Genomic DNA, 16,761 nt, shown 5'->3' on the forward strand with positions numbered 1-16,761 from the left:
ATGCCGCCCGTCAGATGTGCAGGATGTATTCACGAACCAGTTTGCTGCCGAAATACGCCAACATCAGCAGGCAGAAACCGGCGAGGGTCCAGCGAATCGCCTTGTGACCGCGCCAGCCGAGACGATTGCGGCCCCACAACAACACGCTGAAGACGATCCAGGCCAGGCAGGCCAGCAGGGTCTTGTGCACCAGATGCTGGGCGAACAGGTTCTCGACGAACAGCCAGCCGGAAATCAGCGACAGCGACAGCAGTGTCCAGCCGGCCCAGAGGAAACCGAACAGCAGGCTTTCCATGGTTTGCAGCGGCGGGAAATTCTTGATCAGCCCGGACGGGTGCTTGTGTTTGAGCTGGTGGTCTTGCACCAGCAGCAACAAGGCCTGGAACACGGCGATGGTGAACATGCCGTAGGCGAGGATCGACAACAGAATGTGCGCGAGGATGCCCGGCTCTTCGTCGATGATCTGCACGGTGCCGGTCGGCGCGAACTGCGCCAGCAGCACGGTGATCGCGCCCAGCGGAAATAGCAGCACCAGCAGGTTTTCCACCGGGATTCGCGAGCAGGCAATCAGTGTCAGCGCGATCACTGCCGCGGCAATCAGGCTCGAGGCGCTGAAGAAGTCCAGGCCCAGACCGATCGGGGTCAGTAGGTGCGTGAGCAGACTGGCAGCGTGGGCCACCACGGCGAGAGCGCCGAGGCTAACCAGCAGGCGTTTGTTCGCCTTGGCACCAGTGGCCAGGCGAGTGCTCTGATAAAGGGTCGCAGCGGCATATAGAAGGGCGGCGGCGAGAGTGGTCAATAAACTGGGTGACAAGGGGAGCATAAATCCTGTTAGGCAGGCCCGAAAGGGGCTGAGTTTGGCATAGAACCGCCATGGCACGAAAGACTCAGGAAGCTGACAGCGAGGTGTCCGCCAGCCGCAGTCTTCGCTATAATCCGCGACCTGCCCACGCCGCAGGCTCGCCGAGCACATGTTGATTCCGGTCTGGGCCGCCATTACCCCGGTCTACACAGGGCCTGAAAGGATCGCGCAATGTTTGAAAACTTAACCGACCGTCTCTCGCAGACGCTGCGCCATGTCACCGGCAAGGCGAAGCTGACCGAGGACAACATCAAAGACACCCTGCGTGAAGTGCGCATGGCGTTGCTCGAAGCCGACGTCGCCCTGCCGGTGGTCAAGGACTTCGTCAATTCGGTCAAGGAGCGCGCTGTCGGCACCGAGGTGTCGCGCAGCCTGACGCCGGGCCAGGCGTTCGTGAAGATCGTCCAGGCCGAACTCGAAAGCCTGATGGGCGCGGCCAACGAAGATCTGAACCTGAGCGCTGTGCCGCCCGCCGTGATTCTGATGGCCGGTTTGCAAGGTGCGGGTAAAACCACCACCGCTGGCAAACTGGCGCGCTTCCTTAAAGAGCGCAAGAAGAAGTCGGTCATGGTCGTGTCGGCGGACGTCTACCGTCCTGCGGCGATCAAGCAGCTGGAAACCCTGGCCAACGACATCGGCGTGACGTTCTTCCCGTCCGACCTGAGCCAGAAGCCGGTCGACATCGCCACCGCAGCTATTAAAGAAGCAAAACTGAAATTCATCGACGTGGTCATCGTCGATACCGCCGGTCGTCTGCACATCGACGAAGAGATGATGGGTGAGATCAAGGCGTTGCACGCCGCGATCAACCCGGTCGAAACCCTGTTCGTGGTTGACGCCATGACCGGTCAGGATGCGGCCAACACGGCCAAGGCCTTCGGTGATGCACTGCCGCTGACCGGTGTGATCCTGACCAAGGTCGACGGCGACGCCCGTGGCGGTGCCGCCCTCTCGGTACGCGCCATCACCGGCAAGCCGATCAAGTTCATCGGTATGGGCGAGAAGAGCGAAGCGCTCGATCCGTTCCATCCTGAGCGTATCGCCTCGCGGATTCTCGGCATGGGCGACGTGCTCAGCCTGATCGAACAGGCTGAAGCGACGCTCGACAAGGACAAGGCCGACAAACTGGCCAAGAAGCTGAAGAAGGGCAAGGGCTTCGACCTAGAAGACTTCCGCGATCAGCTGCAACAAATGAAGAACATGGGTGGCCTCGGCGGGCTCATGGACAAACTGCCGAGCATCGGCGGCGTCAACCTGTCGCAAATGGGCAATGCCCAGAACGCCGCAGAGAAGCAGTTCAAGCAGATGGAAGCCATCATCAACTCCATGACCCCGGCCGAGCGCCGCGACCCTGAGCTGATCAGCGGTTCGCGCAAGCGTCGGATCGCCATGGGTTCCGGCACCCAGGTGCAGGACATCGGTCGCTTGATCAAGCAACACAAGCAGATGCAGAAGATGATGAAGAAATTCTCCGCCAAGGGCGGTATGGCGAAAATGATGCGTGGCATGGGCGGAATGTTGCCCGGCGGCGGCATGCCAAAAATGTAAGGTGTCCCGTCTCATCCATTTCACTCGCCAAAAGTGAGTGAAATGGGTGAGACGGGATACTGGAATCTCGCCGGTCGTCGCACCGGCGCAGGCCCCGCAAGGATGCGGGATCGACAGCAAACCCGCACTCGGCGGGAGCTGACTGGCCGTTTTCATCGACGGCTCTATATGCAGATCTGCACGGCATGCCATAGGCGCCGGAAAAAGTCATTTGCAAAAGTCCGGATATTCCTTAGAATATGCGGCCTTTCGGGCACCCATGCCCGCTGTGCATTTAGATTTGCAGCACCGACTACAGGAACGATGTTCACATGCTAACAATCCGTCTTGCCCTTGGCGGCTCCAAAAAGCGCCCGTTTTACCACCTGACCGTAACCGACTCGCGTAACCCGCGTGACGGCTCCCACAAAGAACAGGTTGGTTTCTTCAACCCTGTTGCACGTGGTCAGGAAACCCGTCTGTCCGTGAACCAAGAGCGCGTAGCCTACTGGCTGAGCGTTGGTGCACAACCTTCTGAGCGCGTTGCTCAGTTGTTGAAGGAATCTGCCAAGGCTGCGGCCTGAGCAATATGAACGCGACGCCTGCTGTTGCCGATGATTTGATCGTTATTGGCAAAATTTATTCTGTTCATGGCGTTCGCGGCGAAGTGAAGGTTTATTCCTTTACTGATCCGACTGAAAACCTGTTGCAGTACAAAACCTGGACGCTCAAGCGCGAAGGCAATGTGAAACAGGTCGAGCTGGTCAGTGGACGCGGGAACGACAAGTTTCTGGTCGCAAAGCTCAAGGGTCTTGATGATCGTGAAGAAGCTCGTCTTCTGGCCGGTTATGAGATCTGCGTGCCGCGCAATCTGTTCGCTGAATTGACCGAAGGCGAGTACTACTGGTACCAGCTGGAAGGTCTGAAGGTCATCGACACCCTTGGGCAATTGCTCGGGAAAATCGATCATCTTCTGGAAACCGGCGCCAATGATGTAATGGTCGTCAAGCCTTGCGCTGGCAGCCTGGATGATCGCGAACGCCTGTTGCCCTATACGGAGCAATGCGTGTTGGCTGTCGACCTGGCCGCGGGCGAGATGAAGGTGGATTGGGACGCGGACTTCTAAACGTGGCTAATTTGCGCGTAGAAGTGATCAGTTTGTTTCCCGAGATGTTTTCCGCCATCGGCGACTACGGCATCACCAGTCGTGCGGTCAAACAGGGGCTCTTGCAGCTGACCTGTTGGAATCCGCGAGATTACACGACGGATCGGCATCACACTGTGGACGATCGCCCGTTTGGCGGTGGTCCGGGCATGGTGATGAAGATCAAGCCCCTGGAAGATGCTCTGGTTCAGGCCAAGGCAGCAGCCGGGGAGGCGGCGAAGGTGATTTACCTGTCCCCCCAAGGCCGTCAACTGACTCAGTCGGCGGTACGCGAGCTGGCACAATCGGATGCATTGATCCTGATTGCCGGCCGCTATGAAGGCATTGACGAGCGCTTTATTGAGGCTCATGTCGATGAAGAGTGGTCGATTGGCGACTATGTACTGTCTGGCGGCGAGCTGCCGGCCATGGTCCTGATCGATGCGGTTACACGACTGCTGCCTGGAGCTTTAGGGCATGCGGATTCCGCTGAGGAAGATTCCTTTACGGATGGTCTGCTGGATTGCCCGCACTACACCCGACCTGAGGTGTATGCGGATCAGCGTGTTCCCGACGTGTTGCTGAGTGGCAATCACGCGCATATCCGGCGTTGGCGTTTACAGCAGTCCCTTGGTAGGACCTTTGAACGACGCGCCGATCTTCTGGAAAGCCGCTCGCTTTCTGGAGAAGAGAAGAAGCTGCTCGAGGAATACATCCGCGAGCGGGACGATAGTTAACAACGTATCGATGGTAGATCGAACGATTTACCTTAGGAGCACAGCATGACCAACAAAATCATCCTTGCACTCGAAGCAGAGCAGATGACCAAAGAAATCCCTACCTTCGCCCCAGGCGACACTATTGTCGTTCAGGTGAAAGTGAAGGAAGGCGATCGTTCCCGTCTGCAAGCGTTCGAAGGCGTTGTAATCGCCAAGCGTAACCGCGGCGTGAACAGTGCGTTCACCGTTCGTAAAATCTCCAACGGTGTTGGCGTAGAACGTACTTTCCAGACCTACTCCCCGCAGATCGACAGCATGGCTGTTAAACGTCGCGGTGACGTACGTAAAGCCAAGCTGTACTACCTGCGCGACCTGTCGGGTAAAGCAGCTCGCATCAAGGAAAAACTGGCTTAAGCCCAGCTTCCGATGCAGAAAAAAGCAGCCTACGGGCTGCTTTTTTGTTGCCTGCAATTTATTCACCGTACTTTCGTTTCAGGCCAGAACCATGACTCCCCGCGACCAGGAAATCCAGCGCCGTACCGAACTCTCGGTAACTCGCGTAACCAAAGCCGTCTTCCCGCCGACCACCAACCACCACAACACCCTGTTCGGCGGCACAGCGCTGGCATGGATGGACGAAGTGTCGTTCATCACCGCCACGCGTTTCTGCCGCTTGCCGCTGGTGACCGTGTCGACTGACCGTATCGACTTCAACCACGCGATCCCGGCCGGTTCCATCGTCGAGCTGGTCGGGAAGGTGATCAAGGTCGGCAATACCAGCCTCAAGGTCGAGGTGGAAGTGTTTGTCGAGAGCATGAGCTGTGATGGCCGCGAGAAGGCGATTCATGGGCAGTTCAGTTTTGTTGCTATTGATGATGACAAGCGGCCGGTGCCGGTGCTGCCCGGGTTTGCTGCCTGATCCAGATTAGAGTCGAGCCTTTCGCGAGCAAGCTCGCTCCCACAGGAAGTGTGTCGTTCACAGTTTTTATGTTCGACACGAACCCTGTGGGAGCGAGTTTGCTCGCGAAGGCGTCAGCTCAGGCGCCGCTGGCCTCAGGCTGAATCAACGCCAGCAGCGTCCACCCGGATCCTGGTTTCAAAGCAGTCTCCGGCGTCACCACATGCACCCACCCGCTGTCATCGCGCATAAACAGCAAGGTCGCACGATTACCATGCAGCGCCCGGTAATCCTCCCAGCCAAAACCATCCGTCAGCGTCGTGCTGTATAACTCCGCACCCTGACCCATCTGGCTGGCGAGTTTCGCGTAAGTAAACGCCTCGCTGCCCAACTGATTGCCACGATGTTCAAGGCTGGCGCGGTGCTTGTCACTGCGGCGGCTTTCATGGCCGCTGGCCAGACCGAACAGGCGCTGATGGCCGAAATCATGCCGAAAGCGCATCGCCGCCAGGGTATTGAGTTCACCCGACGGCGACAGCGCCAGCAAATGCCCCAGTCCGACCAGATCCAGATGCGCATCGGCATGTTGCGAGGCCGGATTGCCGAAGTAAGTCGGTAATCCTTCCATGCGCGCCGCACGAATATTTTCCCAGCTCGAATCGGTCAGCAGCACGCGACTGCCCAGTTGCTGCAACGACTTGGCCAAATCGCGCGCGGGGCTGTTGGCGCCGACGATCAGAAATCCGCTCGGCGCCGGCTCCGCGACCTTGAGCAGTCGGGCCAGTGGCCGCGCAGTCGCACTTTGCAGGACCACAGTGCCGATGATCACCGCAAACGTCAGCGGCACCAGCAGCAATGCTCCCTCGTGCCCGGCCTCATGCAGGCGAATCGCGAAAATCGCCGACACCGCCGCTGCAACGATCCCGCGCGGCGCAATCCAGCACAGCAACGCGCGCTCACGCCAACTCAGGCTGGAACCGGCCGTGCTGAGCAGAACGTTCAGCGGTCGAGCGATCAGTTGAATCACCAACAGCAGAATCAGCACCAGCGGCCCCAGTCCGATCAGCGCGTACAAATCCAGGCGCGCCGCCAACAGGATGAACAGCCCGGAAATCAGCAGCACACTGAGGTTTTCCTTGAAGTGCAGGATGTGCCGTACATCCACACCTTTCATGTTCGCCAGCCACATGCCCATCAGCGTTACCGCCAGCAGGCCGGATTCATGCATCACTTCGTTGGCGGCAATGAAAATCCCCAGCACCGCCGCCAGCGAGGCGAGGTTATGCAGATACTCCGGCAGCCATTGCCGGCGGATCACGGTGCCGAGCAGCCAGCCACCGACAATGCCGAACACCGCGCCGCAGAGAATCACCCCGCCAAAGGTGAACAGGCTCTGCTTGAGGCCATGACCTTCAGCGCTGGCAATGATGAAGCTGTAAACCACCACGGCGAGGAGAGCGCCGATCGGGTCGATGACAATGCCCTCCCAGCGCAGAATGTTGGCGATCGAGGCTTTCGGCCGCACCACGCGCAGCATCGGCACGATGACGGTCGGGCCGGTGACCAGTGTCAGGCTGCCGAACAGGATGGCCAGCATCCAGTCGAAGCCGAGCAGAAAATGCGTGGCGACCGCGATGACGATCCAGGTCGAGATCGCGCCAATGGTCACCAGACGATGGACGACGCTGCCGATCTCCTTCCACTCCGAAAGGTGCAGGGTCAAGCTGCCCTCAAACAGAATCAGCGCGACCGCCAGCGACACCAGCGGCATCAGCAGCGGCCCGAACATCTCCTGTGGATCAAGCCAGCCCAGCACCGGGCCGACCAGAATCCCCGTCAGCAACAGAAACAGAATCGCCGGCAACTTCAGGCGCCAGGCCAGCCATTGGCAACCCAGCGCGGCCGCGCCGATCCCGCCAAATGCCAAGAGTATTTGCTGCTCGTTCATTGATGCTCCCTGTTCCTTGAATTAGCGGGCTATGAAAGACTAGCGCCCATTCCTACAGTTCACTCTACATTTGCGCACAGTCTTGAGGCTGTGTGACTTGAGCGCCCATGCCTGCCATCGACCATCCACTGATTGATCAATTCCTCGACGCTTTATGGCTGGAGAAAGGCCTGTCCGATAACACCCGTGGCGCTTATCGCAGTGATCTGGCGCTGTTCAATGGCTGGTTGCAGGAGAAAAACCTGGAACTGATCAATGCCGGCCGTGAGCTGATCCTTGATCACTTGGCCTGGCGTCTGGAGCAGAACTACAAACCGCGCTCCACTGCCAGATTTCTTTCCGGGGTGCGTGGCTTTTATCGCTATTTGCTGCGGGAAAAGATGATCAGCGTCGACCCGACATTGCGCGTCGACATGCCGCAACTCGGTAGGCCATTACCCAAATCGCTGTCGGAAGCCGACGTCGAGGCGTTGCTCAAAGCGCCGGACCTGAGCGAAGCCATCGGTCAGCGAGACCGCGCCATGCTCGAAGTGTTGTATGCCTGTGGTTTGCGCGTGACAGAACTGGTCAGCCTGACGCTGGAACAGGTCAACCTGCGTCAAGGTGTGTTGCGGGTGATGGGCAAGGGCAGCAAGGAACGGCTGGTGCCCATGGGCGAAGAGGCGATCGTCTGGGTCGAGCGCTATATGCGTGATGGTCGTAGCGAATTGCTCGGTGGCCGCCCCAGCGATGTGCTGTTTCCCAGTCAGCGTGGCGAGCAGATGACCCGCCAGACCTTCTGGCACCGGATCAAGCACCAGGCCAAGGTTGCCGGGATCGGCAAGTCGCTGTCGCCGCACACCTTGCGCCATGCGTTTGCCACACACTTGCTCAACCATGGCGCGGATTTGCGCGTGGTGCAGATGTTGCTCGGCCACAGCGACCTCTCTACTACACAGATCTACACCCACGTCGCCCGCGCTCGATTGCAGGATCTGCACGCCAAACACCACCCGCGCGGCTGAGCAACAATCCTTGTAGGAGTGAGCCTGCTCGCGATAGCGGTATTCCTGACAACACAGTGCTGAATGAAGGACCGCTATCGCGAGCAGGCTCACTCCTACAGGTTCTCCAGTGCTCTCAAAATCTATGGCGACAGGCGCATTCGGCCACCGTGACCTTATGTGTTAGGCTTTGCCGGTTTGCACGATGGACGGTTATGACCCGGTGTTCCGGCACGGGCGTTCTGATCGTTCCATTTGTCCGCCTTCAGGAGTTCTCATGCGTCTGACCCAGATTTTCGCCGCCGCAGCCATTGCGTTGGTCAGCACCTTTGCCGTCGCCGATGACGCGGCCGACAAAGCCATTCGTCAAAGCCTGGAAAAACTCGAACTCGAGGTTCCGGTAGAAAGCATCAGCGCCAGCCCGTTGCCGGGCATGTACGAAGTCAAGCTCAAGGGCAGCCGCGTGCTCTACGCCAGCGCCGATGGCCAGTACATCGTGCAGGGTTACCTGTTCCAGCTCAAGGACGGCAAACCGGTCAACCTGACCGAGAAGACCGAACGCCTGGGCATCTCCAAACTGATCAATGCCATCCCGGTGGCCGAAACCGTGGTCTACCCGGCCGTGGGCGAAACCAAGTCGCACATCACCGTGTTCACCGACACCACCTGCCCGTACTGCCACAAGCTGCACGCCGAAGTGCCGGAGCTGAACAAGCGCGGCATCGAAGTGCGTTACGTTGCGTTCCCGCGCCAGGGTCTGAACTCGCCGGGTGACGAGCAACTGCAAGCCGTGTGGTGCTCGAAAGACAAGAAAGCCGCCATGGACAAAATGGTCGATGGCAAGGAGATCAAGGCCGCCAAGTGCGATAACCCGGTTTCCAAGCAGTTCGCCCTAGGTCAGTCGATCGGCGTGAACGGCACACCGGCCATCGTTTTGGCTGACGGACAAGTGATTCCGGGCTACCAGCCTGCGCCACAAGTCGCCAAACTGGCGCTGGGCGCGAAGTGATTCGCATCGTCACGGTCAGCCGTGACGATCATGGTCCGGCAGCTGCATCGCCGGGCCATCAATAGAGAGCCGCGAGCACGCGGTTGTTTTCCGGCCGACCCCGCGTCGGCCGTTTTATGGGGAGTTCACAGTGAATCCGGTCAAAGTAGGCATCTGTGGGTTAGGGACCGTCGGTGGCGGTACCTTCAACGTACTTCAGCGCAACGCCGAGGAAATTGCTCGTCGTGCCGGGCGTGGAATCGAAGTGGCACAAATTGCCATGCGCACGCCAAAGCCTCAGTTCCAGACGACCGGTATTGCGATTACCAACGATGTCTTCGAAGTGGCCACGAACCCTGAGATCGACATCGTCATAGAGCTGATGGGCGGCTACACCGTTGCCCGCGAGCTGGTACTCAAGGCCATCGAGAATGGCAAGCATGTGGTCACCGCGAACAAGGCTCTGATTGCCGTTCACGGTAATGAAATTTTCGCCAAGGCTCGCGAGAAAGGCGTAATCGTCGCATTCGAAGCGGCCGTGGCCGGTGGCATTCCGGTGATCAAGGCGATCCGTGAAGGCTTGTCCGCCAACCGCATCAACTGGGTGGCCGGGATCATCAACGGCACCGGTAACTTCATCCTCACCGAAATGCGCGAGAAGGGCCGTACCTTCGAAGACGTGCTGGCCGAAGCCCAGGCACTGGGTTACGCCGAAGTCGATCCGACCTTCGACGTTGAAGGCATCGACGCCGCGCACAAACTGACGATTCTGGCCTCCATCGCGTTCGGCATTCCGCTGCAATTCGACAAGGCTTACACCGAAGGCATCACCAAACTGACCACCGCCGACGTCAACTACGCCGAAGCGCTGGGCTACCGCATCAAGCACCTCGGCGTGGCGCGCAGCACTGCCGCCGGCATCGAGTTGCGCGTGCACCCGACGCTGATCCCGGCCGATCGCCTGATCGCCAACGTCAACGGCGTGATGAACGCGGTGATGGTCAACGGTGATGCGGCTGGTTCGACGCTGTTCTACGGCGCTGGCGCCGGCATGGAGCCAACCGCCTCGTCGGTAATTGCCGACCTGATCGACGTGGTTCGCGCCATGACTTCCGACCCGGAAAACCGCGTACCGCACCTGGCATTCCAGCCGGATTCGCTGTCGGCCCATCCGATCCTGCCGATCGAAGCCTGCGAAAGCGCCTACTACCTGCGCATCCAGGCCAAGGACCATCCGGGTGTACTGGCTCAGGTGGCGAGCATCCTCTCGGAGCGCGGCATCAACATCGAGTCGATCATGCAGAAGGAAGTTGAAGAGCAAGACGGTCTGGTGCCGATGATCCTGCTGACCCACCGCGTGGTCGAGCAACGTATCAACGATGCGATCGCCGCCCTCGAAGCCCTGGCCGGCGTGAATGGTCCGGTTGTCCGGATCCGCGTCGAGCACCTGAACTAAGTCGTTGTCCTGCACCCGTCCCGTGCACGGGGCGGGTGTCGTGAACACTCTCCATTGGAGTCAGTCATGCGTTACATCAGTACCCGCGGCCAGGCACCGGCCCTGAATTTCGAAGACGTCCTGCTGGCCGGTCTCGCCACCGACGGCGGTCTGTACGTTCCGGAAAACCTGCCACGTTTCACTCAGGAAGAAATCGCTTCGTGGGCCGGCCTGCCGTATCACGAGCTGGCCTTCCGGGTGATGCGTCCGTTCGTTACCGGCAGCATTCCGGATGCCGATTTCAAAAAGATCCTTGAAGAAACCTACGGTGTGTTCTCGCACAGCGCCGTGGCGCCGCTGCGTCAGTTGAACGGCAACGAATGGGTGCTGGAGTTGTTCCACGGCCCGACTTTGGCGTTCAAGGACTTCGCTCTGCAACTGCTCGGTCGTCTGCTCGACTACGTGCTGGAAAAACGCGGTGAGCGCGTGGTCATCGTCGGCGCCACCTCGGGTGACACCGGCTCGGCGGCCATCGAAGGCTGCAAGCACTGCGAAAACGTCGACATCTTCATTCTGCACCCGCACAACCGTGTGTCCGAAGTGCAGCGTCGCCAGATGACCACGATTTTCGGCGAGAACATCCACAACATCGCCATCGAAGGCAACTTCGATGACTGCCAGGAAATGGTCAAGGCGAGCTTCGCCGACCAGAGCTTCCTCAAAGGCACGCGTCTGGTGGCGGTGAACTCGATCAACTGGGCGCGGATCATGGCCCAGATCGTCTACTACTTCCACGCGGCCCTGCAGTTGGGCGGTCCGGCGCGTTCGGTGTCGTTCTCGGTGCCGACCGGCAACTTTGGCGACATCTTCGCCGGTTACCTGGCGCGCAACATGGGCCTGCCGATCAACCAGTTGATCGTCGCCACCAACCGCAACGACATCCTGCACCGCTTCATGAGCGGCAATCAGTACGTCAAGGAAACCCTGCACGCCACGCTGTCGCCGTCGATGGACATCATGGTCTCGTCGAACTTCGAACGCCTGCTGTTCGACCTGCACGGTCGCAACGGCGCGGCCATCGCCGGTCTGATGGACACGTTCAAGCAGGGTGGTGGTTTCAGCGTCGAGCAAGAACGCTGGACCGAAGCCCGCAAGCTGTTCGACTCGCTGGCCGTGGACGACGCGCAAACCTGCGAAACCATCGCCGAAGTTTACGAGCAGACCGGTGAAGTGCTGGATCCGCATACCGCGATCGGCGTCAAGGCCGCGCGCGAATGCCGTCGTAGCCTCGATATCCCGATGGTGATTCTCGGCACCGCACATCCGGTGAAATTCCCGGATGCGGTAGAGAAAGCCGGTGTAGGAAAAGCGCTCGAGCTACCTGCACATCTTTCTGATTTGTTTGAGCGAAACGAGCGTTGCACCGTTTTGCCAAACGAGCTGAAAGCCGTGCAAGCCTTTGTCAGCCAGCATGGCAACCGCGGCAAGCCGCTTTAAGCCGGTAAAAGCTGTCACATTTTGAAGCCCGTCTCCTGACGGGCTTTTTTGTTTCTGCTGCCACACTGTGCGGGTTTTCACCCACGAAGGACGGGTGAGTCGATCACGAAGGAAGTGGCAATGCTGTTTTATAGAGGTTTGAAACCGGCACTGAGTGGGCTGTTCTTGTTCGGATTACTGTCTTTGATGCGCAGCAGCGAGGCGGCGCAACTGGCGCTGCATGACGATGCCGCGACTTCCAGGGTCCAGCCCATCGAACTGGCTGCGCACGAGCGTCAGTGGATTCGAGACAACCCCGAGGTGAAGGTGACGTCGTTGCAGTACCCGTTGTATCTGTTCCAGGATGAGCACGGGCAGTGGAGCGGCTTGAATAATGATGTACTCAAGCGCGTGACGGCGATGACCGGGTTGCGTTTTGTGCATCAGGAGTCGTTTTCCACCGATCACATGCTCGAACGTCTGGAAAGCGGATCGGCGGATATCAGTACGACCCTGGCCATGAGCGAGGAGCGCAAGGCGTTTCTGGATTACAGCCATGCATTTGGTGGTGCGGGCTGGGTGTTTGTCGGCCGCGCTGACGCGCCCCGGCTGGAGGCTTTTGAGCAATTGAGTCAACGGGTGTTGGTGCTGCCGGCCCGGCATGCGCTGGAAGACATGATCCGGCGTGACTTCCCGTCGATCGAGATTCGCTCGGTCAAGACCTACGCTGAGGCGCGAGCACTGGTCGAGAGCGGTGAAGCTTACGCCACCATCGAGAACGAAATCGGCGCTCAGCTGTATCCTTTGGGGTTGCTCAAGGTGGGCGGTCTGGTCGAAGGTAAATGGGAAGCGGATAACCTGGCCGTGCGTAAAGGCATGCCAGTGCTCTTGAGTATTCTCAACAAGGCCCTTGAGGCTTTTCCTGCGGCGGAGTTACGGGCGATCCGCCTGAAATGGCTGGAGGGGGTTGCACCGGTGCCCGTGCCGTCGGTCTGGCAGCAGATGCTCGAATGGGGTTGCTGGGGCATGGGCGGACTCGGCGTGTTTGGCCTGCTTTTCCTGATATGGAATCGGCGACTGACGGCCGTGATCAAACTGCGTCGCGCGGCGGAAAAGGATCTGGGTGATCAACTGGCGTTTCAGCACGCGCTGATCGACTCCATGCCCGACCCGGTGTTCGTCCGTGATCTGCAAGGGCGGCTGATCATGTGCAATCGCAGCTATGAGGAGGCCTTGTCGATTCGACTGGATCAGGTGCTGGGGAAGTTGCTGATCGAGGTTGACGCGCTGCCGCAGGCTACGGCGCTGATGCTGCACGACGAGTTCCTGGTGCAGTTGCGTACCCGCAAGTCGCGCTTCAGCAAGCGCCGATTGCAATTCAAGAGTGGTCCCCGCGAGGTCTATCAGTGGACAGTGCCGTTCTACAGCGCCGACGGCAAACTGCGTGGACTTTTGGGGGGCTGGACGGACATCACCCTGCGTCGTACAGAGAGCGGGTGTCGATGTCTGCAATGAAGATGGGAAATGTCCTATAAGACGCGACTACTTTTCCGATGGGAGGCTTAGGACGGCTGCCCTAGAGTGACAACAACTGCGGTGAGAGTCCGCGATTGTCGCCTCCAGAGGTCGCTTATGCGCTCGCTTAAAGTCCTGATACTTGAACCCAATCCGTTCCAGCTGATGGCATTGCATCAAATGCTCAATGCCATTGGCATCTATGACGTGCTGACGGCACCGTCGCTGGCCTCTGCGCTGTCGTCGCTGGGCCATCGCGGCGCGGTCGACATCGCCATTTGCGATCCGCAACTCAAGGGTGGCGATGGCCTGGCGCTGATTCATCATCTGGCGACACGGCATGAGGCGCGTGCGTTGATCCTGCTGGGGGCGGTCGCGCCAAGCCTGCTGAACGATCTAGAGCCTTTGCTGTGTGAACACCGCCTGCGGCTGCTGGGGCGCCTGCAAACCCCGGTGTCGGCGGTGCTGATGCGCGGTTTGCTCGACAGTTACCTGAGCGCCGCTTCGCCAACTCTCCAGGTTTGACGGGGACGGTTATTTTTCTGTCATCTTCGCCGTGCATGCTCTGACAGACCGGTGACTCCAGGAGCGGAGCGATCGGTATGCAGAACTTTCTTCTCGGGCCGGTGGTCATTTATTGTGAACACGCCCCAGGCACACAGTTTTCGGACTATTGAGTGGAGATCGAGATGGAAAGTATCAGTCTATTGCTCGGTGAGGCTCTGAGCCCGTATCAGGTTTCGTTGTCTCCAAACGGTTCCCATGGCGAATGCCTGGTGACCTTGAAGAACAGTCACGGCGCCATTGTGGTGGAACGCGAATTCAATCAGGCACAACTGACTGACAAGCGCCAGTTGACCGATGTCGTTGACGGCTTGCACCGCGACGTTCTGATTGCGGAGGGAAGGCTGGAACCCTGTGTGATCGCGGCATTGCGCAACGCCGCGCTGGATAAACGTGCGGCGCTGTAAAGATGAAATATTTTTTGTGGGAACCTTCCTGCATCCCTGTCAGTCAGACCCGGTAACAGCAGGATCAAGCATTGTGCTCCGGTGCTTGTCGCTTGCTGCTACGGGTCTTTATGTAGGCCACGTTTAACCCCGAGTCGTCTCCCCACTTCTCGGGGTTTCTTTTGTCTGCGATTTGCTCATGGCGCCGCTTGTTGCTCGAAGAACGATCGGGCCTGTTCGAGGTAGTCACTTCGCATCGCGGGGTCCAGCCAGTCGGCGTACAACTGGTTCAGTTGATCGTGGGGAAGGGTGCGCAGCAGTTGGTTTATTTCGCTGATTGCCTGACGGCCCTGGTGTGTGTCGGAGCAGCCGATGTAGCCCGACAGGTATTTACCGGTGCCGCGGATCGGATAAAACAGCAATTCGTCTTCGGCGATTTGCGCCAGATGAGCCTGATAACGAATTTCTGGCCAATAGCCCAGCACCACCTGTAATCGTCCCAGGCGCTGCATCAGCAGCAGATTGTTCAGGGCCTCGTTGCCGTAATGAGGCGTCAGGGCGTCCGTGGGGGCCTGGCGCAGCAAGTCATCGACTATTGCACCGTAACTGCGTTCCGCCACGACACCGATTTTCACTTGGCCATTGGCTAGCAGCGATGCCAGATCGATTTCACCTTCCACGAGAAACGGTGCCAACACTTCGCGATCTTTCTGACGCACCACCAGCCCATTACTGACGGCGCGGAAGGCCGGGATGGAATACGCGATCCATTGCGCGCGCTCCTTGCTCCAGATCAGCGACGGGTCGCAGGTGAAGGAGGCTTCGTGAAGCATCTGGATGCCTCGGGCTCGATTGACTCGCATCAACTTGTGTTCGTATTGCGGCATGCCGGCAATCAGCATCGGCATGAGGTGATCAATGACACCCTGGCCTTTTTTCGGGCCTTCAAAAATGGTCAGGGGCGGCAGGTCGCGCAGTAACCAGGTCAGCGTCGGTTTCGCCTGCGCGCCGGTCGACAGCATGAGCAAAAACAACAAGCCGAACAACCGCCACGTCCACCAGTGATGGGCGCGGTTGGTGTGCGATGTCTGCCGGCGTTTCAGCTTAAATGGCTCCGTCTTCGCGCAACTTGGCGATCTGGCGCTCGTCGTAGCCAAGATCGTGAAGTACCTGCGCATTGTGTTCACCCAATTGCGGTCCGACCCATTCCGAACTGCCGGGTGTCTCTGAGAGTTTCGGCACGATGCCCGGCATCTTGAAATCTTTGCCGCCGGGCAGCTTGGCCTGCAGGAACATCTCTCGGGCCAGGTACTGCGGATCGCTGAACATGTCCTCGGCGCTGAAGATCCGGCTGGCCGGTACTTCGGCCTGATTGAGCAGGTCGAGCACGGATTGCAGCGGCAACGAATTGACCCAGCGATCGATCACGCCGTACAACTCGTCGCGACGATTGTCACGCCCGTCGTTGCTGGCCAGCGTAGGGTCATTGGCCAGGTCTTCACGGCCGATGATCAGCATGAAGCGTTTGAAGATCGCGTCACCATTGGCGCCGATCTGCACGTGTTTGCCATCGGCGCTGGTGTGGATAGAGGAGGGCGTGATGCCGGGCATGATGTTGCCGGTGCGCTCGCGGATAAAACCGAACACGTCGAACTCCGGCACCATGCTTTCCATCATCGCGAAAATCGCTTCATACAACGCGACATCGACAACTTGTCCGGTGCCACCATTGACCTCACGATGACGCAGCGCCATCAGCGCGCCGATCACGCCCCATAGCGCGGCAATCGAATCGCCAATGGAAATTCCGGTGCGCACCGGTGGGCGGTCCTCGAAACCGGTGATGTAGCGCAAGCCGCCCATGGACTCACCCACCGCACCGAAGCCGGGCTGATCCTTCATCGGCCCGGTCTGGCCAAAACCGGACAGGCGCACCATCACCAGTTTCGGGTTCAACGCGTGCAGGGTTTCCCAACCCAGGCCCAGTTTTTCCAGGACACCGGGGCGGAAGTTCTCGATGAGGATGTCGGCTTCACTGAGCAGTTTTTTCAGGATCGCCAAGCCGTCAGGGTGTTTGAGGTTCAGCGTCAGCGACTTTTTATTGCGTGCCTGGACGAACCACCACAACGACGTGCCTTCATACAGTTTTCGCCACTTGCGCAATGGATCCCCGCCGTCGGGCGACTCGATCTTGATTACTTCAGCGCCGAACTCGCCGCAAATACGCGAGGCAAACGGCCCGGCAATCAATGTACCCAATTCAATGACTTTCACACCGCTGAGCGGTTTGTTGGCGAACGGCATACTGAATCCTGT

17 protein-coding genes are annotated in these 16,761 nt (G+C 59.0%); 13 read left to right on the forward strand and 4 right to left on the reverse strand.

Translation table 11 applies throughout. The features are described 5' to 3' along the window. Window positions 1–10: 10 nt before the first annotated feature. Window positions 11–823 (reverse strand): cytochrome C assembly family protein, encoded by an 813-nt coding sequence (locus AB4O01_RS25695; protein WP_034154823.1) that lies wholly within the window; start codon window positions 821–823, stop codon window positions 11–13. 210 nt (window positions 824–1,033) lie between these two features. Between AB4O01_RS25695 and ffh the strand changes: the two genes are divergently transcribed. From ffh to AB4O01_RS25725, 6 genes are all read left to right on the forward strand, one after another. Further along, entirely contained in the window at window positions 1,034–2,410 is a 1,377-nt protein-coding gene (ffh, locus tag AB4O01_RS25700; protein ID WP_007908988.1) for a signal recognition particle protein, read from the forward strand. Between the two features lie 311 nt (window positions 2,411–2,721). Beyond that, complete coding sequence (gene rpsP / locus AB4O01_RS25705) at window positions 2,722–2,973, forward strand: 30S ribosomal protein S16 (RefSeq protein ID WP_016986371.1); 252 nt, start codon at window positions 2,722–2,724, stop codon at window positions 2,971–2,973. 5 nt (window positions 2,974–2,978) lie between these two features. Next, window positions 2,979–3,515: a ribosome maturation factor RimM gene (rimM, locus tag AB4O01_RS25710; RefSeq protein WP_093436819.1), complete on the forward strand. Its 537-nt coding sequence runs from the start codon at window positions 2,979–2,981 to the stop codon at window positions 3,513–3,515. A gap of 44 nt (window positions 3,516–3,559) precedes the next feature. Further along, a complete protein-coding gene (gene trmD / locus AB4O01_RS25715) occupies window positions 3,560–4,270 on the forward strand; it encodes a tRNA (guanosine(37)-N1)-methyltransferase TrmD (RefSeq protein WP_230669539.1) in 711 nt (236 codons plus the stop codon). Window positions 4,271–4,315: 45 nt separating this feature from the next. Next, complete coding sequence (gene rplS / locus AB4O01_RS25720; RefSeq protein WP_003175895.1) at window positions 4,316–4,666, forward strand: 50S ribosomal protein L19; 351 nt, start codon at window positions 4,316–4,318, stop codon at window positions 4,664–4,666. Window positions 4,667–4,757: 91 nt separating this feature from the next. Next, window positions 4,758–5,171, forward strand: a complete 414-nt coding sequence (locus AB4O01_RS25725; protein WP_093436815.1) for an acyl-CoA thioesterase — start codon at window positions 4,758–4,760, stop codon at window positions 5,169–5,171. Window positions 5,172–5,289: 118 nt separating this feature from the next. On the opposite strand, the gene AB4O01_RS25730 is transcribed toward AB4O01_RS25725, so the two are convergent. Further along, on the reverse strand, window positions 5,290–7,098 hold the full coding sequence (locus AB4O01_RS25730; protein WP_099758085.1) for a cation:proton antiporter: 1,809 nt from the start codon (window positions 7,096–7,098) through the stop codon (window positions 5,290–5,292). Between the two features lie 107 nt (window positions 7,099–7,205). Between AB4O01_RS25730 and xerD the strand changes: the two genes are divergently transcribed. The 7 genes from xerD (at window position 7,206) to AB4O01_RS25765 (ending at window position 14,466) form a co-directional block, all read left to right on the forward strand. Continuing rightward, complete coding sequence (xerD, locus tag AB4O01_RS25735) at window positions 7,206–8,102, forward strand: site-specific tyrosine recombinase XerD (protein ID WP_093436805.1); 897 nt, start codon at window positions 7,206–7,208, stop codon at window positions 8,100–8,102. Window positions 8,103–8,358: 256 nt separating this feature from the next. After that, window positions 8,359–9,090: a bifunctional protein-disulfide isomerase/oxidoreductase DsbC gene (gene dsbC / locus AB4O01_RS25740; protein WP_007908974.1), complete on the forward strand. Its 732-nt coding sequence runs from the start codon at window positions 8,359–8,361 to the stop codon at window positions 9,088–9,090. A 130-nt stretch (window positions 9,091–9,220) separates the two neighbouring features. After that, window positions 9,221–10,525, forward strand: coding sequence for a homoserine dehydrogenase (locus AB4O01_RS25745; protein WP_093436800.1), 1,305 nt, complete (start codon window positions 9,221–9,223; stop codon window positions 10,523–10,525). Between the two features lie 66 nt (window positions 10,526–10,591). Continuing rightward, window positions 10,592–12,001, forward strand: coding sequence for a threonine synthase (gene thrC, locus AB4O01_RS25750; protein ID WP_093436796.1), 1,410 nt, complete (start codon window positions 10,592–10,594; stop codon window positions 11,999–12,001). A 120-nt stretch (window positions 12,002–12,121) separates the two neighbouring features. Beyond that, window positions 12,122–13,495, forward strand: a complete 1,374-nt coding sequence (locus tag AB4O01_RS25755; RefSeq protein WP_320335728.1) for a transporter substrate-binding domain-containing protein — start codon at window positions 12,122–12,124, stop codon at window positions 13,493–13,495. Between the two features lie 117 nt (window positions 13,496–13,612). Further along, window positions 13,613–14,020: a response regulator gene (locus tag AB4O01_RS25760; RefSeq protein WP_099758086.1), complete on the forward strand. Its 408-nt coding sequence runs from the start codon at window positions 13,613–13,615 to the stop codon at window positions 14,018–14,020. 164 nt (window positions 14,021–14,184) lie between these two features. Beyond that, window positions 14,185–14,466, forward strand: coding sequence for a DUF3509 domain-containing protein (locus AB4O01_RS25765; protein WP_093436783.1), 282 nt, complete (start codon window positions 14,185–14,187; stop codon window positions 14,464–14,466). A gap of 176 nt (window positions 14,467–14,642) precedes the next feature. Here the strand turns inward: AB4O01_RS25765 and AB4O01_RS25770 are convergent, their stop codons facing one another. Both AB4O01_RS25770 and AB4O01_RS25775 read right to left on the reverse strand, forming a co-directional pair. Beyond that, window positions 14,643–15,623 carry a TIGR02285 family protein gene (locus AB4O01_RS25770; protein WP_460089962.1) on the reverse strand — a complete coding sequence of 327 codons (981 nt, stop codon included), beginning with the start codon at window positions 15,621–15,623 and terminating at the stop codon, window positions 14,643–14,645. Next, window positions 15,550–16,749 carry a CaiB/BaiF CoA transferase family protein gene (locus AB4O01_RS25775; protein ID WP_099758087.1) on the reverse strand — a complete coding sequence of 400 codons (1,200 nt, stop codon included), beginning with the start codon at window positions 16,747–16,749 and terminating at the stop codon, window positions 15,550–15,552. Before AB4O01_RS25775 ends, AB4O01_RS25770 begins: the two co-directional genes overlap by 74 nt. Between the last annotated feature and the right edge of the window lie 12 nt (window positions 16,750–16,761).

The sequence above is a fragment of the Pseudomonas sp. S2_E02 genome, assembly GCF_054668355.1.

Excerpts from the sequence above, each read along its gene's own strand:
- AB4O01_RS25695 (WP_034154823.1), bottom strand. The coding sequence starts at position 823 with ATGCTCCCCTTGTCACCCAGTTTATTGACCACTCTCGCCGCCGCCCTT.
- ffh (WP_007908988.1), top strand. The coding sequence starts at position 1,034 with ATGTTTGAAAACTTAACCGACCGTCTCTCGCAGACGCTGCGCCATGTC.
- rpsP (WP_016986371.1), top strand. The coding sequence starts at position 2,722 with ATGCTAACAATCCGTCTTGCCCTTGGCGGCTCCAAAAAGCGCCCGTTT.
- rimM (WP_093436819.1), top strand. The coding sequence starts at position 2,979 with ATGAACGCGACGCCTGCTGTTGCCGATGATTTGATCGTTATTGGCAAA.
- trmD (WP_230669539.1), top strand. The coding sequence starts at position 3,560 with ATGTTTTCCGCCATCGGCGACTACGGCATCACCAGTCGTGCGGTCAAA.
- rplS (WP_003175895.1), top strand. The coding sequence starts at position 4,316 with ATGACCAACAAAATCATCCTTGCACTCGAAGCAGAGCAGATGACCAAA.
- AB4O01_RS25725 (WP_093436815.1), top strand. The coding sequence starts at position 4,758 with ATGACTCCCCGCGACCAGGAAATCCAGCGCCGTACCGAACTCTCGGTA.
- AB4O01_RS25730 (WP_099758085.1), bottom strand. The coding sequence starts at position 7,098 with ATGAACGAGCAGCAAATACTCTTGGCATTTGGCGGGATCGGCGCGGCC.
- xerD (WP_093436805.1), top strand. The coding sequence starts at position 7,206 with ATGCCTGCCATCGACCATCCACTGATTGATCAATTCCTCGACGCTTTA.
- dsbC (WP_007908974.1), top strand. The coding sequence starts at position 8,359 with ATGCGTCTGACCCAGATTTTCGCCGCCGCAGCCATTGCGTTGGTCAGC.
- thrC (WP_093436796.1), top strand. The coding sequence starts at position 10,592 with ATGCGTTACATCAGTACCCGCGGCCAGGCACCGGCCCTGAATTTCGAA.
- AB4O01_RS25755 (WP_320335728.1), top strand. The coding sequence starts at position 12,122 with ATGCTGTTTTATAGAGGTTTGAAACCGGCACTGAGTGGGCTGTTCTTG.
- AB4O01_RS25760 (WP_099758086.1), top strand. The coding sequence starts at position 13,613 with ATGCGCTCGCTTAAAGTCCTGATACTTGAACCCAATCCGTTCCAGCTG.
- AB4O01_RS25765 (WP_093436783.1), top strand. The coding sequence starts at position 14,185 with ATGGAAAGTATCAGTCTATTGCTCGGTGAGGCTCTGAGCCCGTATCAG.
- AB4O01_RS25770 (WP_460089962.1), bottom strand. The coding sequence starts at position 15,623 with ATGCGCAGGTACTTCACGATCTTGGCTACGACGAGCGCCAGATCGCCA.
- AB4O01_RS25775 (WP_099758087.1), bottom strand. The coding sequence starts at position 16,749 with ATGCCGTTCGCCAACAAACCGCTCAGCGGTGTGAAAGTCATTGAATTG.